This window comes from Cupriavidus sp. 05T41, assembly GCF_056396525.1.
Window position 1 is genome coordinate 1 of the sequence record NZ_JBFTLQ010000133.1, and the last position, 14,194, is coordinate 14,194.

Consider the following 14,194-nt stretch of genomic DNA (forward strand, 5'->3'; position numbering starts at 1 on the left):
CCGTCGAGGCGGCCACGCGCGACGGCGTGCCGGCGCAGCCACGCCACCAGCGTTGCGCGCTCCAGCGCCGCGGGCGGCGAAGCCGACAGCGCGTAGAGCTGGAACACGTAGCGGTGCGGGCCGTGCCCGTGCAGGGGACGCGGGCCGTCATAGCCCGCCGCGCCCAGGCCGTTGAGCGCCAGCGTCACGCCTGCCGGCGCCTGCCCGCCGGCGAGCGCGCCTTCGGCCAGGCCGCGCCGCGCGGCCGGTCCCCACGCCAGCGCATGCACCAGCGCGCGGGCMAGCGGCACGTCCGGGTCTTCCACCAGCAGCAGCCAGTGCGTGGCGGCTCCCGGCAGCGGGTTCCAGTCCAGCGCGGGCGAACGGTTGGCGCCGACGCCGGTGCCGGCGCTGCGCAGCGGCATCGCGCCGCCATCGGAAAACGCGGGGCTGCGCAACGCCAGCGTGGCGGGCAGCGCCGCTAGCGATGCATCGTTGCAGGCCAGCGCGGTATCGCCGGCATGGCGCCCGCGCAGCAGCAGGCCGATCCAGCGCACTACCCAGGGGGGCGGCATCCGGCTTGTCATGGCGCGCTCTTGCGTTCCACCGTCCACGCCCATGGCCTGCGCGCGCGGTCCGCCTGCTGCCAGGCGCGGATCAGGTGATCGTCCTTGAGCGTGAGGCCGATATCGTCCAGGCCGTGCAGCAATGCTTCGCGCCGCAGCGGGTCGATCGGAAAGGCGATGACAGTGCCGTCGGGCGCGGTCAGCGTGGCTGTCACCAGGTCCACCCGCAGCGCAGCGCCGCGCGCGCACTGGGCGGCCAGCGCCTGCACCGCCTGCGCCGGCAGGTGGATCGGCAGCATGCCGTTCTGGAAGCAGTTGTTGTAGAAGATGTCGCCGTAGCTCGGCGCGATCACGCAGCGCACGCCCATGGCCATCAGCGCCCACACCGCGCCCTCGCGCGAGGAGCCGCAGCCGAAGTTGGCGCCGGCCAGCAGCACCGGCGCGCTCCGGAACACAGCCCGGTTGAGCACGAAGTCCGGGTCCTCGCTGCCGTCGGCGCGATAGCGCAGCGCCTCCAGCGCGTACGGACCCAGCGCCTCGCGCGACAGGCTGGTCAGGCGCTCGATGCGGATGATCACGTCGGTGTCGACGTTGGCCCGCATCAGGGGCGCGGCGGCGCCCGTTACCACGGTGAAAGGTTGCATTGTCATCGGAGGTTGCGCACATCGGTGATGCAGCCGGTCACCGCAGCCGCGGCGGCCATGGCGGGACTGGCGAGGTGGGTGCGGGCGCCCGGTCCCTGGCGCCCGACGAAGTTGCGGTTGGAGGTCGACACCGAGCGCTGCCCCGGCGGGACCTGCTCGCCGTTGGCGGCCACGCACATGCTGCAGCCCGGCTCGCGCCACGCKAAGCCGGCGTCCTCGAACACGGCGCGCAGGCCTTCGGCCTCCGCCGCGCGCTTGACGTTCTCCGAGCCCGGCACCACCCAGGCGGTCACGCCTGGCGCCACGCGGCGCCCGCGCGCCACGGCGGCGGCGGCGCGCAGGTCGGACAAGCGCGAGTTGGCGCACGAGCCGATGAAGACCCAGTCGACCGGCGTGCCGGCAATCGGCGCGTTGGCTGCCAGGCCCATGTATTCGAGCGCGGCATCGATGGCATCGCGCGCCGGCTGGTCGGCCGCGGTGGCCGGGTCCGGGATCGTGCCGCCGACCGGGATGGCGTGCTCGGGGCTGGTGCCCCAGGTGATGGTGGGCGCCACCTCGCTGGCATCGATCGCTTCCTCGTGGTCGAAGACCGCGCCGTCGTCGCTGACCAGCRTGCGCCAGTAGGCGGCGGCGGCCTCGAAGGCGTCGCCGGCCGGGGCATGGGGGCGGCCGCGCAGCCACTCGATGGTGCGTTCGTCCGGCGCCACCATGCCGAAGCGCGCGCCCAGCTCGACGCTGAGGTTGCACAGCGTCAGGCGCCCTTCCACATCGAGCGCGTCGATGGCCGTGCCGGCGAACTCGATGGCATGGCCCACGCCGGCGGCCGTCCCGAGCCTGGCGATGATATGCAGCGCCAGATCCTTGGCGGTGATGCCCTCGGCCAGCACGCCGTCGCAGCGGATGCGCATGCGGCGCGGCTTCTGCTGGCGCAGCGTCTGCGTGGCGAGCGCATGCGTGCTCTGCGACGAGCCCACGCCGAACGCCATCGCACCCAGGCCGCCGTTGGTGCAAGTGTGGCTGTCGCCGCAGATCACGGTCAGGCMCGGCAGCACGATGCCCAGCTCGGGGCCCATCACGTGGACGATGCCCTGCCCCGGCTGGCCGAGATCGAACATCGTCACGCCGGCCGCGGCCGACTGATCGCGCAGCGCGGTCCACAAGCGTCCGCCCAGGGGGAAGGTATGGCCGTCGCGCCCCGGCTGGCTGGATACCGCGTGGTCCGGCGTGGAAAACACCAGCGCCGGATCGTGCAGCGGCAAGCCGCGCGCGGCCACCTCGCCCAGCGCGGGCGGGCCGGACAGGTCGTGCAGCAGGTGGCGGTCGATATGCAGCAGGGCCCAGCCGTCCCCCAGTTCGCGCACGACATGCGCATCCCAGAGCTTGTCGAACAGAGTGCGGGCCATGGTCAGGCTGCCCTGGCGCCGGCCGGCGCGTCGGGGCTGGTGGCGCGCGCGCCGGCGTTGAAGCGCTGGCGCAGGCCGTCCCATTCGTCGGCGCCGAAGCGGCGGAAGGTCTGGCCCACGCTGGCCGATACGGCCGGCGCGGTGAAGCTCGACTTGAGTTCGGCCAGCGCGGCGTCCCCGGCCTCGATGGCCGCCTTGAGCATCAGGCCGGGCAGTATCGCCAGCTTGTAGCCCATCGCCTCGGCCTCGCGCAGGTCGAAGATCGGCGTGCGGCCGCCGGGCACCACATTGAGCAGGCAGGGGCCGCGCACCAGCCTTGGTACCGCGGCCACTTCCTCGAGGGTCTGCGCGGCCTCGACGAAGGCCATGTCGGCGCCGGCCTCGAGCGCGGCGTTGGCCCGCCACACGGCTTCGTCCAGGCCCAGCACGGCGCGCGCATCGGTACGCGCGATGACGACGAAGTCAGGCGTGCGGCGCGCTTGCACCGCGGCCCGGATCTTGGAGACGAACGCCTCGCGCGACACCACTTCCTTGCCGTCGAGGTGGCCGCAGCGCTTGGGCGCGACCTGGTCTTCGATATGGATTGCCRCCACGCCGCGCGCCTCGTACTCGCGCACGGTCMGGGTGACGTTCAGTTCATTGCCGTAGCCGKTGTCGGCGTCCGCGATCAGCGGGATGCCCGTGGCGCGCGCCATCACCGCGGCATTCTCGACCATCTCGCTCATGGTCAGCAGGCCAAAATCGGGAAAGCCGCGCGCGGCCGAGGTGCCGGCGCCGGTCATGTAGCAGGCGGCAAAGCCGGCCTGCTCGATCAGGCGTGCGCCGATGGCGTCATAGGCGCCCGGGGCGATGATCATGCCGGGCGCCTGGAGGCGCTGGCGGAGGGTGGCTGCGGGAGTCATCGGGTKKATCCTGTTCTGCCGTTCGGTGGGTGACGGATCAGCGGCTGCTGTCCGGTTCGTGTTTATGTGTTTATATTCTAGATACAACTACTCGGGTGCGTCAAGGAGGGGAAAAACCCGCAAGGTCCTTGTGCTATGCTCCCCACGCCACCCATCCGCCATCCCATGTCGCGCACCACCTCTACCGCCTCGCCGCTGGGCCATGCGCCCGGCACCTCGCTGCATCGCCAGTTGTTCATCGTGTTGCGTGACGAAATCACGCGCGGCGTCTATGCGCAGACCGGCGCGCTGCCGAAGGAAGAAGCGCTGTGCGAGCGCTTCGGGGTATCGCGCATCACCGTGCGGCGCGCGCTGGCGGACCTGGCCGCGCTGGGTATCGTCGAACGCCGGCACGGCCTGGGCACCTTCGTGCGTCCCGATGCGCCGGTGGGGCGCAGCAGCCCCAGCCTCAGCGTGATCGACGGCCTGCGCAAGGCCGCGCTGGAAACCGATGTGGAAGTGCTCGGCGTGAGCACCGCCGTGCCGCCGCCGGATATTGCCGGCCTGCTGCAACTCCAGCCGGGCGAGAGCGCCGTGCACGCGCTGCGCCTGCGCAGCATGGCGGGCACGCCGGTCATGCTGACCGATGCCTGGGTGCCCGCCACGCTGGGCAAGCGCGTGACGGCCGCGGCGCTGCGCAAGCACGCGCTCTACGAGATCCTGCAGGCCCAGGGCGTGAAGTTCGGCCGCGTGGTGCAGGAGATCACGGCGCAGGCGGCCGATCCCGCCTTCGCCGGCTGGCTGCGTACCGAGGTGGGAGCGCCGCTGCTAAAGCTGGTGCGGCTGATGCATGATCCCGAGTCGCGGCCGGTCCTGTACATCACGGTGCAGATGTCGCCTGAGCGAAGCCGGATCCTGATGGATATTTCGGCGGACCAGGTCAACACGCTCAGCGCCGGCCGCTTTGTTCACGACGCGCCCGGGCAATAGCGCCCCGGCGTCTTGGCGCCTTGGCGGCGCCAAGGAATCAAGGAATCAAGGACTCAGGAACGCAAGGGTTCAGGGTCCAGGGCTTGCAGGCTGCGGGCAACCCACCGCCCGCCGCAGCGCCGCCCTTGCGAGCAAGCGTGTCGAGTCCAGCGTGGGCAGCGGCGAGTTGGCGTCGTTGACGATCAGCGGGATCTCGGTGCAGCCGAGCACGACCGCGTCGCATCCCTTCGCCTTCATGTTTGCGATCACCCGCAGGAAGCAAGCGAGCGCTTGCGGCGTGACGACGCCGTTCACCAGTTCATCCATGATGATGCGGCCGATCTCGTCGCGCTCGGCGTCATCGGGCAGCATATGGCGCATGCCGCGCGCGGCGAGCTTCCCGGGGTAGACCTCGCTGTCCATGAGCCACGCGGTGCCGGTGATGCCCAGACAGGAAAAGCCGCGCTCGGCCGCGCTGGCGGCGACCACCTCGGCGATATGCAGCCAGGGCAGCGGCGAGCGCGGCGCCACGTACGCCATGGCCTGGTGGATGGTGTTGTCGGGGCAGATCAGGAAGTCGGCGCCCATGCCGGCGAGCTTGCTGGCGGAGGTGAGCATCAACTCACCCACGGCCTCCCAGTCGCCGCGCCCGAGGTGTCCGACGTATTCGGCCAGCGATGGCGTGTGCATCGAGATCTCGGGATGCGCGTGCGGCCCGAGCAGGGCCGCGCCCTCCATGCAGATAGTGCGGTAGCACAGCGCGGCGCCTTCGGCCGAGCAGGCGACGATTCCGATATGGCCAGGCATGGGGATCGGCTCCGTGGGAAGGTGCGGCATATCCTGTGCGCGGCGCGCCCGCGCGCGGTGCGTCGCGCGTGCGGCCCGTCAGCCGGCGATGCGGGGCTTGACGCGGCTGGCCGCGTCCTTGGCGCGGGCACGGGCGGTCTCCACGTCGGCGTCGTAGGCCAGCGCCACGCCCATGCGGCGCTTGGCGAAGCTTTCCGGCTTGCCGAACAGGCGCAGCTCGGTCTGCGGCACGCGCAGCGCCTCGTCCACGCCATCGAAGACCACGCCGGCGGCGTCCACGCCGCCATAGATCACGGCGCTGGCGCCGGGGCTCTTGAGCGCGGTGCTGACCGGCAAGCCGAGGATGGCGCGCGCGTGCAGTTCGAACTCGTTCTGCCACTGGGTGATCATGGTGACCATGCCGGTGTCGTGCGGGCGCGGGCTGACCTCGCTGAACCAGACCTGCTCGCCCTTGACGAACAGCTCCACGCCGAACAGGCCCTGCCCGCCGAGGTTGGCGGTGACGGCCTGCGCGATCTGCTGGGCGGTCTCCAGCGCGGCCGGGTGCATGGGATGCGGCTGCCAGCTCTCCACATAGTCGMCGCTCACCTGCACATGGCCGATGGGCTCGCAGAACTGCGTCTGGACCTCGCCGCCGGCGCCGACGGCGCGCACCGTCAGCAGCGTGATCTCGTAGTCGAAATCGATGAAGCCTTCCACGATCACGCGGCCGTGGCTGACGCGGCCGCCGGCCATGGCGTAGTCCCATGCCGCCTTGACGCCTTCAGGGCCGTCGATCTTGCTCTGGCCCTTGCCGGAGCTGCTCATCACGGGCTTGACCACGCACGGGTAGCCGATGCCGCCGTCGATGGCGGCCTGCAGCTCTTCCAGCGAGTCGCAGAACTTGTAGGGGCTGGTCGGTACGCCAAGGGTTTCCGCGGCCAGGCGGCGGATGCCTTCGCGGTCCATGGTCAGGCGCGCGGCGCGGGCGGTGGGAATCACGCGCACCGCGCCGCCGGCCTCCAGCGCCTCGAGCATCGGCGTGGCGATGGCTTCGATCTCCGGCACCACCAGGTCAGGCTTCTCGGCTTCGATCAGCGCCTTGAGCTGCTCCGGATCGCTCATCGCGATGGTGCGGGCGTGGTGGGCCACCTGCTGCCCGGGGGCGTTGTCGTAGCGGTCCACCGCAATGGTCTCGACGCCGAGCCGTTGCAGCGCGATCAGGACTTCCTTGCCGAGTTCGCCGGAGCCCAGCAACATGACTTTGGTMGCGTTGGGCGAGAGAGGGGTGCCGAGAGTGGTCATGTGAGAGCGTCGAAAGCGAGTCAAAAGCGGAATTGTACGTCGGCGTGGGCCGGCGCCCGCCGATCTGCGGATGCGCTTGCGGACTTCCTGCTGCCAGGATGGCTCGCCGCACCCGGACGGGTTCGCCGGACCGAGCGGCGTGACGTAGCCCCGGCCCCGCATGCACGCCGCATGGCCAGCCATCGTTCAACGCAGCCGAAAGGTGCTTTGTCCGGCGCTGCCTTGGAGGAAGGGCATGTGGCAAATACACTGTGTCAGACGGCTTCCAACCCGGACGCCACCAGACCAGGAGTTTCCATGAAGATCGACCTTTCGGGCAAGATCGCCCTTGTTTCTGGCTCGACCGCCGGCATCGGCTTCGCCGCGGCCAAGGGGCTCGCCGAGGCGGGTGCCCGCGTCATTATCAATGGCCGCAGCGAGGCCGGCGTCGACAAGGCGCTGGTAGCCTTGCGCGGCGCGGTGGCCGGCGCGGACGTCACCGGCTTCGCGGGCGACCTCGCGGACGCGGACGTGTGCGCACGGCTGGTGGCGCAACAGCCGCACGTCGATGTGCTGGTCAACAACCTGGGCATCTTCCAGTTGCAKGACTTCTTCGAAACGCCGGACAGCGAATGGACGCGTTTCTTTGAAGTCAACGTATTGTCCGGCGTGCGGCTGTCGCGCGCCTACGCGCCTTCCATGGTCGCGCACAAATGGGGACGGATCGTGTTCATCTCGTCGGAATCGGGCCTGAACATCCCCGCCGACATGATCCACTACGGTTTCTCCAAGACCGCGCAACTGGCCGTCTCGCGTGGCCTGGCCAAGCGGCTGGCCGGCACCGGCGTGACGGTCAACGCCGTGCTCCCGGGCCCGACCCTGTCCGAAGGCGTCGCGCAGATGCTCAAGGACGAGGTGCAGAAGACCGGCCATTCGCCCGAGCAGGTCGCCGCGGATTTCGTCAAGGCGCACCGCTCGACGTCGATCATCCAGCGCGCGGCGACCGTGGAAGAAGTCGCCAACATGATCGTCTATGTCTGCTCGCCGCAGGCTTCCGCCACCACCGGCGCCGCGCTGCGCGTCGATGGCGGCGTGGTGGACACCATCGCCTGACAAGTATCGACGAGGGGCCCGGTGCGCTTGCGCCGGGGATGCCTGCCGGGAATCCGCTACCATCATGGACTCGGATTCCGGCGAAGAAACCATGGACAGACTGGACGCGCTGCGCCTGCTGGTGGACGTAGCGGAGGCTGGCAGCTTCTCGGCTGCGGCACGCAAGCGCACGCTMGCCACGTCCACCGTGACGCTGGCGGTGCAGCAACTCGAGGATGAGCTCGGCGCCAGCCTGATCACCCGCTCCACCCGCCGCCTGGCCTTCACCCACGAAGGCGAGCGCTTCCTCGCGCATGCCCGCCGCCTGCTGGCGGACTGGGATGCCTCGGTCAGCGCCATGCATGAAGATGGCCCGTTGCGCGGGCCTATCCGCCTGACCGCCACCAATGATTTCGGCCGCGCGCACGTCGTTCCCCTGCTGGACCGCTTCCTCGAACTGCACCCTGCGGTCAGCATCACCCTGCTGTTCGACGACAGCGTGGTCGACCTGATCGACACCGCGAACTCGCGTCCGGCGAACTGGAAAGCGCGCTCGACGAGTTTATCGCCGAGCGCGTGGATCTCTATGCCGTGTATCCCGGCACCGCGCCGAGCCGGCGCGTGGCGGCCCTGATCGACTTCCTGGCCGCCGGGCTGGCGGGCTAGAGGCCCGTCGCATCCGGCCAGGGCGGATCCCCGTCCCGGCGCGTTGCGCAAACGGACTCGATGTGTTTCGCCCGGCGGAGCGCGCCGCACATCGCTGTGCTCGGGCAGGCCCCTTGTCGCCTGCGGTCTTGCCCTTTGCCCCGATTCCGTATAGGCTTAAACTACGATTCAATTCATCTTAGTTAAGCCATGTCATTCATCAGCACAGGGGTCGAGTACGGGCTGCATTGCATGCTCTTTCTTGCCGATACCCCCGCCGGCGTGAAGGAAGCCAGCGTGCGCGACCTCGCCGAGTTGCAGGGCGTGCCKGTCGAGTACCTGGCCAAGCTCTTCACCAAGCTGGCCAAGGCCGAGCTGGTGGTCGCCACGGAAGGCATACGGGGCGGCTTCGCGCTGGCCCGGCCCGCGTCCAGGATCACGGTCCAGGACGTCGTGGAAGCCATCGACGGCGACAAGCCGCTGTTCGACTGCCGCGAGATCCGCTCCCGCTGCGCCCTGTTCGACCCCGATGCGCCGCCTGCGTGGGCGACCCGCGGGGTCTGCTCCATTCACGCGGTCATGCAGTCCGCGGAAAAAACCATGCGGCAGGAGCTGGCCAGGCACACGCTCGCGGATCTTGCCGACAAGACGCTGGCCAAGGCATCGGCCGGCTTCGGCCCGCATGTGGTGCAGTGGTTGACCGACCGCTCGGTCAACCGGCGGGGGGACCGCGCGGAAGCGGCCCCCAAGGCAAGGAAGTAAGACCCGCTTGGTGCGGCGCCGGCAAGGGCCGGCCCGCACACCCCGCTGCCGCTACGCGGCGAAAGCGCCATGAACACGAAAKCCGGCCAGTCCACGCAAATGGACCGGCCGGCTTTTMTACTTGCTTCGCCCGCGGCGGCGCGAAGGCTCTGCGCACCGCCGCGGGCGAACACCCAACCCGCTACACAAGCACCCGCGCTCAGGCAACCACGATGCGCAGGGGATCCGCCGCCTCGAACACGTCGGCGCGGTTGGCGCTGGGCGGGTAGATCCATTCGGTGTTGATCCTGGTCTTGAGTTGCTTGGCGTCGGCGCCGGCCATCTTCACCTCGCGCTCCCATCCTTCGGTATAGACCGCCCCCCACGGGCCCAGGTCCAGGCAGGTCACGTACTTCGGCTGGCTGTAGGGAATCGGCTCGACACCGAGCAGGTCGGCGGTCACGTTGTGACCTGCCGAGCGTCCGAGGTTCATGGCGTGCTGGCACGACATGGCGGCGTAGTTGCCCTCGTCATCGGTGGCGGCGTAGGCCACGTCGCCGGTGGCGAAGATGTTCTTCACACCCTTGACCTGCAGGTTGCGGTCCACGTGCAGGCGACCGAAGTTGTCGCGCTGCGCGGGGATCTGCTCRGTCAGCGAGCTGGCACGCACGCCGGCCGTCCAGATCACGGTGCTGGCGTCGATGCGCTCGCCGTCGGCCGTGGTCAGGCCGGTGGCATCGACCGACGCCACCGCGGAGCCGAGCTTCCACTTCACGCCGAGCGCTTCCAGCGCTTGCGAGATGACGGGTCGCGGGCCGGCGCCGAGTTCGGCGGCGACTTCGGTATTGCGGTCGACCACGATCACGTTCACGTCGGCGCTTGCGCCCAGCGCGGCACGCAGGCGCGCCGGCATTTCCGCCGCGGTCTCGATGCCGGTGAAGCCGCCGCCGGCCACCACGATGGTGTTGCGCGCCGGCGTGTMAGGTTGTTCGCCGAGGGCCTTGATATGGGCTTCGAGCTCCGCCGCTTCATCGACCTGGTCCACGCTGAACGCATGCTCCTTCAGGCCGGGGATGCCCGGGCGGAACAGGCGGCTGCCGGTGGCCAGCACCAGGCGATCGTAGGCCAGGACCGACTTCGCCTGATCCGCGCCGACGACTTCGACTTCGTTGCGATCGTGGTGGACGCGTTCCACCGTGCCCTGGATGAAGCTCACGCCAACCGAGTTGAAGATATCMATCAGCGGGGCTTTCATCTGGCCGGGGGCTTCCTCATACAGGCGCGGGCGGACGTGCAGTTCCGGCGCCKGCGCGATCAGCGCGACTTCGACGTCCGTCCGCTTCTGCTGGTCGAGCAGACGCGCCGCGCTCAGTGCGGCCCACATGCCGGCGAAGCCGGCGCCAATTACCAGGATACGTTTGCTCATATGCATCTCCATTGATGTTTGCAAGTGTCACTGCGCCGGACCTGCAGCCGCGCCTCGCGCATGCCCGATCCGCCTTGGAAGGGTGTTGGGGATGGGCCGCACCGGTTTCGCGCCTGCGTCCGTAGCCTTCCCTCGTCCGGGCAGCCGGTGCGCCGGCCGCCCTTCGGACTCTGGCCCGGAACACTGCTTTGCCGCGGGCCCTTCCATAACTCCGATTCTAATTGTCGTAGTTTAAAGATTCAAGAATTTTTTTGCACCCCGCATGAAGGTGGCGCGTCCTGCTCGCGATCCCGGTGATCCGGTGGGCCCACGCGCCGACAGCACGCAAGAAAATCGCCTTGCGCGGTCCGCAGAAACGGACTACGCTCCATAACTACGATACCTCGAGTCGTAGTTATGGAGCAGCCGAACCCGCTTCAAGGCTGCAGCAAGGAGCCGAGACCATGAAATTCCAACCCGTGACGCTGGCGAATGTGCTGGCAATAGTGCTGGCCGGCTACGGCCTGGGCGGGACGCCCGCGCCCGCGGCCGCCGCGCCGGAGGTCGCCGCGCCGCGCGAGACCATCGCCCCGGCGTTCCGCTATCCGATCGCCAACGTGCAGGGCAAGACCATCACGACCATCGTGGTGGACTACCCGCCGGGCGGCAAGACGCCCGGCCACCGCCACGGCGGTGCCTTCGTGGTGGGCTATGTGCTGCAAGGCGCCATCCGCAGCAAGATCGACGACGGCAAGGAGCACGTCTTCCACGCCKGCGAGAGCTGGACGGAAACACCGGGCGTGGACCACCGCATGAGCGAGAACGCCAGCGACACCGAGCCGGCGAAGATGCTTGCCATCTTCATTGCCGACACCAAGGAAACGGACCTCGTGAAGTTCGGCAAGAAGAAGTAGGGAAGCGGAAGCGAAGGCAGCGGACTTTGAAACGGAACCCGGACCTCTCCGGGGCCCGCAACCCCGCCGGCAAGGCGGATCTATAGCAGCAAGGAGAGTATCTTCATCATGAACAAGCATCTCATTTTCAAGGACCTGCTGATCGCGGGCAGTCTCGTGGCCGCCTGTCTATCGGGCGCGGCACAAGCCACCGGCCCGCGCGAAAGCACGCATCCCGGGGACAGGTACGGCTACAACCTGCATCGGCCGGCCTCGGATGCCTTTACCGACAGGATGCACGACGGCAAGGCCGCACCTGCCGCGGACCCGGCACGCATCGTCGCCGGCCAGGACCAGAGCGGCGTGTCGGCGGCGCCGGCGCGCACCATGAGCCCGGCCGCCGAAGGCGCCGCCGGCCATCCGGGAACGAGGGGTGCCGAAGGCGGCCGCCTGCTTGCCGGGCGCGATCTTGCCTGGCCCTCTTCGCAACCCGAACATGCGCGGGTCCGGCCCGCCGGCGCATGACACCATGCCGGAAGCGCCCGCCCTTCAGGCCGGACGACCGCATGGCTCGCGCAACTTGCGGCTGGCTTGATTGAGCGTGGCGCGGCGTGCCATCGGCAACTGGCGGGCTGCGCGATCGATGCAGAAGCCGGGCATCKACATCGCCGGCTGCAACGGCACATCCGCCACGTCGTCGGCAGCCCGCGAACACCCTGGCACACCATGTCTGCCGCGAGCCACCACCTTGCCGCGGCGCTGCCGCCTGCGGCGCACAGTGCGGCCGATTTCCCGATGGCACATTCCATGCGTCTTGCCTGTGAGCGCACCTCTGCCGCTCGCAATCAAACCGTCTGGAGACTGTCATGCAAACCCTGTTGATCCGAGACCTGTCCCGTGCCGATGGCATGGACCGCCACGCCATGGCCGCCACGCGTGGCGGCATCGCCTATCTCAACCGCGACCTCGACCCCGGCTTTTCCCCGCCATCGGCGTCCTGTGGCTTTCCATGGCTGCCGCCGCAGATGCGCGACTTGCTCAAGTCGATGCCACTGCCAGTGACCCTGCCCGGCATGGGTCATGCGGAATCGCCGCCGCCCAAGGTCGTCCCGCTGTGATGCGCAACCGGCGCCGGCACCTGGTGTCACGGTGCCGGCGCCATATCCCGCTGACGGCGCACTCAGCGCCCGTACCTGCCKACCACGCTCTGTGCGCCGAGCGCGTGCCCCTTGAGCGCAGAGAACAATTCGTCCCGGCTCAGTCCCTGCGGTAGCGCGCCAGGCGCGAGGTCGCTGGCGACCACGCTCAGCACATAGTGATGCGGCACGTCGCCGACCGTCGGACAGGGGCCCCGGTAGGCCATGTCGCCAGTCACGTTCTTGCCCACCGTGATGCCATCCCCGCTGCTCCTCCCTTCGCCCTGCTTGAGCTGCCCGCGCTCGGCCGCGATGTTGTACGCGACCCAGTGCGAGACGCTGAGCCCGTTTGCGCCATCGGGGTCGAACAACAGCACCGCGACCGATTTCGCGCCGGCGGGAAGATTGGACCAGGAGACCTGCGGTGTCACCCCCTTGCCGCCGCAATTCTGCGTGTCATTGGCATGCAGCGAGGGTATGGAGGTGCCTTCCGCATACGAGGAAGAAGACACCTGCATTCCCGCCGCGCGAGCATTGCCGAGCCCGCAGGCGAGGCCAATCGCGATCAGTGCGCCGGCGGCCGGCGCGTGCCATCTGCATTTGAATTCCATTCGTGTCCCCTGCCGATCAGATAAGTGAAATGCATGGATCCGCGCGAACGGGAATGCGCGTGATTTCGTGCGGCGCGCGCGAGGAATGTGCGCGTATACCCTCTGGCCGTCCCGATTGCAGCGCGGAGGTTACAGGCATACCATGAACTCGAACGTGCTCAAGGCAGCTCTGCGTACGGACGGTGTCATTAGATATAACGTTAAAGATATAACGGCTAAGGGAGACATCAAATGCAAGATTATCAAAGCCTTGTCTTCGTGTGCGCTATTGTCCTGGTGTGCCTCTATGTCCTGCTCGGCACGCTCGCGCAATCCCGCGCCATCAAATTCGGCGCCCCCGCCATCGTCTCGGCCCTGATGGTCGCGTTCTCGGTCTCGCCATGGCACACCATGGGGTGAACGGGGCAAGCCGTTAGCACGGCCCCGATTCGCTGTCCGCTGCACTGCAGYGGCATGATCCATGCCGCGGTCTTCGCCTGCGCCCGGCTTCGAGCAGGAGACACACAATGCACCGCAGCATAGTGCAATGCGCCCTGGCGGTATTCGCCACCGCGGCGGCCTTGCCMGGCGCGGTCCATGCGCAACCCGGGCGGGCATTCACGGCCGGCCCCGTCAACCTGCTGGCCGGACCGGGACAGGAATACCCGGTGGTTGCCCAACTCGCGGGCGGCACGCCACTCTCGGTCATGGGCTGCATCGCCCAGTACACCTGGTGCGACGTGGCCTTGCCCAACCTGCGTGGCTGGGTCTATGCGGGCATGCTCAGCTACCCCTACCAGGGCAGCCAGGTACCGGTGCTCAACTACGGCACCATGATCGGCTTGCCCATCGTCAGCTTCACCATCGGTTCGTATTGGGGTAACTACTATCGCAATCGTCCCTGGTATCACGACCAGGGACGCTGGGCGCCGCGCCCGTCACMGTACGGACATGGCCCCGGCTATGCGCCGCCGCATGCGCGCCCGCCCGGCGGTCCTCCGCACGGAGAGCGTCCGCCGGGCTACGGCGGCGGGCATGGTGGCGGCGGAGGTGGTCACGGCGGCGGTAGCGGCGGTGGTCACGGTGGTGGTCACGGTGGTGGCCACGGCGGCGGTAACGGAGGCGGTAACGGAGGCGGTGGCGGTCACGGCGGTGGCAACGGAGGTGGTGGCGGCCACGG

Annotated in this window: 18 protein-coding genes; 9 read left to right on the forward strand and 9 right to left on the reverse strand. The window is 68.9% G+C overall.

Features of this window, described 5'->3' with window-relative positions:
* The 4 genes from AC1DKV_RS38265 to AC1DKV_RS38280 form a co-directional block, all read right to left on the reverse strand.
* On the reverse strand, positions 1-566 hold a 566-nt coding region (locus AC1DKV_RS38265; RefSeq protein WP_477139511.1), incomplete at its 3' end, for a YbhB/YbcL family Raf kinase inhibitor-like protein.
* Entirely contained in the window at positions 563-1,189 is a 627-nt protein-coding gene (gene leuD, locus AC1DKV_RS38270; RefSeq protein WP_441612279.1) for a 3-isopropylmalate dehydratase small subunit, read from the reverse strand. The genes AC1DKV_RS38265 and leuD, both read right to left, overlap by 4 nt.
* 2 nt (positions 1,190-1,191) lie before the next feature.
* Positions 1,192-2,592 carry a 3-isopropylmalate dehydratase large subunit gene (leuC, locus tag AC1DKV_RS38275; RefSeq protein WP_477139512.1) on the reverse strand — a complete coding sequence of 467 codons (1,401 nt, stop codon included), beginning with the start codon at positions 2,590-2,592 and terminating at the stop codon, positions 1,192-1,194.
* 2 nt (positions 2,593-2,594) lie between these two features.
* Positions 2,595-3,494, reverse strand: coding sequence for an isocitrate lyase/PEP mutase family protein (locus AC1DKV_RS38280; protein ID WP_477139513.1), 900 nt, complete (start codon positions 3,492-3,494; stop codon positions 2,595-2,597).
* A 165-nt stretch (positions 3,495-3,659) separates the two neighbouring features.
* On the opposite strand from AC1DKV_RS38280, the gene AC1DKV_RS38285 reads away from it, so the two are divergent.
* Positions 3,660-4,463 (forward strand): GntR family transcriptional regulator, encoded by an 804-nt coding sequence (locus AC1DKV_RS38285; RefSeq protein WP_441612147.1) that lies wholly within the window; start codon positions 3,660-3,662, stop codon positions 4,461-4,463.
* A 69-nt stretch (positions 4,464-4,532) separates the two neighbouring features.
* On the opposite strand, the gene AC1DKV_RS38290 is transcribed toward AC1DKV_RS38285, so the two are convergent.
* Both AC1DKV_RS38290 and purT read right to left on the reverse strand, forming a co-directional pair.
* Positions 4,533-5,249 carry an aspartate/glutamate racemase family protein gene (locus AC1DKV_RS38290; RefSeq protein ID WP_441612146.1) on the reverse strand — a complete coding sequence of 239 codons (717 nt, stop codon included), beginning with the start codon at positions 5,247-5,249 and terminating at the stop codon, positions 4,533-4,535.
* 78 nt (positions 5,250-5,327) lie between these two features.
* Positions 5,328-6,533 carry a formate-dependent phosphoribosylglycinamide formyltransferase gene (gene purT / locus AC1DKV_RS38295; RefSeq protein ID WP_477139514.1) on the reverse strand — a complete coding sequence of 402 codons (1,206 nt, stop codon included), beginning with the start codon at positions 6,531-6,533 and terminating at the stop codon, positions 5,328-5,330.
* A gap of 297 nt (positions 6,534-6,830) precedes the next feature.
* On the opposite strand from purT, the gene AC1DKV_RS38300 reads away from it, so the two are divergent.
* From AC1DKV_RS38300 to AC1DKV_RS38310, 3 genes are all read left to right on the forward strand, one after another.
* Complete coding sequence (locus AC1DKV_RS38300) at positions 6,831-7,625, forward strand: SDR family NAD(P)-dependent oxidoreductase (protein ID WP_477139515.1); 795 nt, start codon at positions 6,831-6,833, stop codon at positions 7,623-7,625.
* Between the two features lie 91 nt (positions 7,626-7,716).
* On the forward strand, positions 7,717-8,238 hold the full coding sequence (locus AC1DKV_RS38305) for a LysR family transcriptional regulator (protein ID WP_441612142.1): 522 nt from the start codon (positions 7,717-7,719) through the stop codon (positions 8,236-8,238).
* A gap of 221 nt (positions 8,239-8,459) precedes the next feature.
* Entirely contained in the window at positions 8,460-9,011 is a 552-nt protein-coding gene (locus AC1DKV_RS38310) for an RrF2 family transcriptional regulator (protein WP_441612141.1), read from the forward strand.
* A 199-nt stretch (positions 9,012-9,210) separates the two neighbouring features.
* Here AC1DKV_RS38310 and AC1DKV_RS38315 read toward each other — a convergent pair whose 3' ends face one another.
* Complete coding sequence (locus AC1DKV_RS38315) at positions 9,211-10,416, reverse strand: NAD(P)/FAD-dependent oxidoreductase (RefSeq protein ID WP_477139516.1); 1,206 nt, start codon at positions 10,414-10,416, stop codon at positions 9,211-9,213.
* 443 nt (positions 10,417-10,859) lie between these two features.
* On the opposite strand from AC1DKV_RS38315, the gene AC1DKV_RS38320 reads away from it, so the two are divergent.
* Complete coding sequence (locus AC1DKV_RS38320) at positions 10,860-11,309, forward strand: cupin domain-containing protein (RefSeq protein ID WP_477139517.1); 450 nt, start codon at positions 10,860-10,862, stop codon at positions 11,307-11,309.
* A 108-nt stretch (positions 11,310-11,417) separates the two neighbouring features.
* Positions 11,418-11,813 (forward strand): copper resistance protein CopQ, encoded by a 396-nt coding sequence (locus tag AC1DKV_RS38325; protein ID WP_441612138.1) that lies wholly within the window; start codon positions 11,418-11,420, stop codon positions 11,811-11,813.
* Between the two features lie 24 nt (positions 11,814-11,837).
* Here the strand turns inward: AC1DKV_RS38325 and AC1DKV_RS38330 are convergent, their stop codons facing one another.
* On the reverse strand, positions 11,838-12,092 hold the full coding sequence (locus AC1DKV_RS38330; protein WP_477139519.1) for a DUF3175 domain-containing protein: 255 nt from the start codon (positions 12,090-12,092) through the stop codon (positions 11,838-11,840).
* Positions 12,093-12,154: 62 nt separating this feature from the next.
* Here AC1DKV_RS38330 and AC1DKV_RS38335 point away from each other — a divergent pair, with 62 nt between their 5' ends.
* Complete coding sequence (locus tag AC1DKV_RS38335; RefSeq protein WP_441612136.1) at positions 12,155-12,406, forward strand: hypothetical protein; 252 nt, start codon at positions 12,155-12,157, stop codon at positions 12,404-12,406.
* A 62-nt stretch (positions 12,407-12,468) separates the two neighbouring features.
* On the opposite strand, the gene AC1DKV_RS38340 is transcribed toward AC1DKV_RS38335, so the two are convergent.
* Positions 12,469-12,942 (reverse strand): YbhB/YbcL family Raf kinase inhibitor-like protein, encoded by a 474-nt coding sequence (locus tag AC1DKV_RS38340; RefSeq protein WP_441612278.1) that lies wholly within the window; start codon positions 12,940-12,942, stop codon positions 12,469-12,471.
* Positions 12,943-13,266: 324 nt separating this feature from the next.
* On the opposite strand from AC1DKV_RS38340, the gene AC1DKV_RS38345 reads away from it, so the two are divergent.
* Together AC1DKV_RS38345 and AC1DKV_RS38350 are read left to right on the forward strand one after the other, a co-directional pair.
* Entirely contained in the window at positions 13,267-13,434 is a 168-nt protein-coding gene (locus tag AC1DKV_RS38345) for a hypothetical protein (RefSeq protein WP_441612135.1), read from the forward strand.
* Between the two features lie 107 nt (positions 13,435-13,541).
* On the forward strand, positions 13,542-14,194 hold a 653-nt coding region (locus tag AC1DKV_RS38350), incomplete at its 3' end, for an SH3 domain-containing protein (RefSeq protein WP_477139518.1).

Coding starts and splice junctions, on each gene's coding strand:
- AC1DKV_RS38290 (WP_441612146.1), bottom strand. CDS start 5,249: ATGCCTGGCCATATCGGAATCGTCGCCTGCTCGGCCGAAGGCGCCGCG.
- AC1DKV_RS38325 (WP_441612138.1), top strand. CDS start 11,418: ATGAACAAGCATCTCATTTTCAAGGACCTGCTGATCGCGGGCAGTCTC.
- leuD (WP_441612279.1), bottom strand. CDS start 1,189: ATGCAACCTTTCACCGTGGTAACGGGCGCCGCCGCGCCCCTGATGCGG.
- AC1DKV_RS38335 (WP_441612136.1), top strand. CDS start 12,155: ATGCAAACCCTGTTGATCCGAGACCTGTCCCGTGCCGATGGCATGGAC.
- AC1DKV_RS38345 (WP_441612135.1), top strand. CDS start 13,267: ATGCAAGATTATCAAAGCCTTGTCTTCGTGTGCGCTATTGTCCTGGTG.
- AC1DKV_RS38285 (WP_441612147.1), top strand. CDS start 3,660: ATGTCGCGCACCACCTCTACCGCCTCGCCGCTGGGCCATGCGCCCGGC.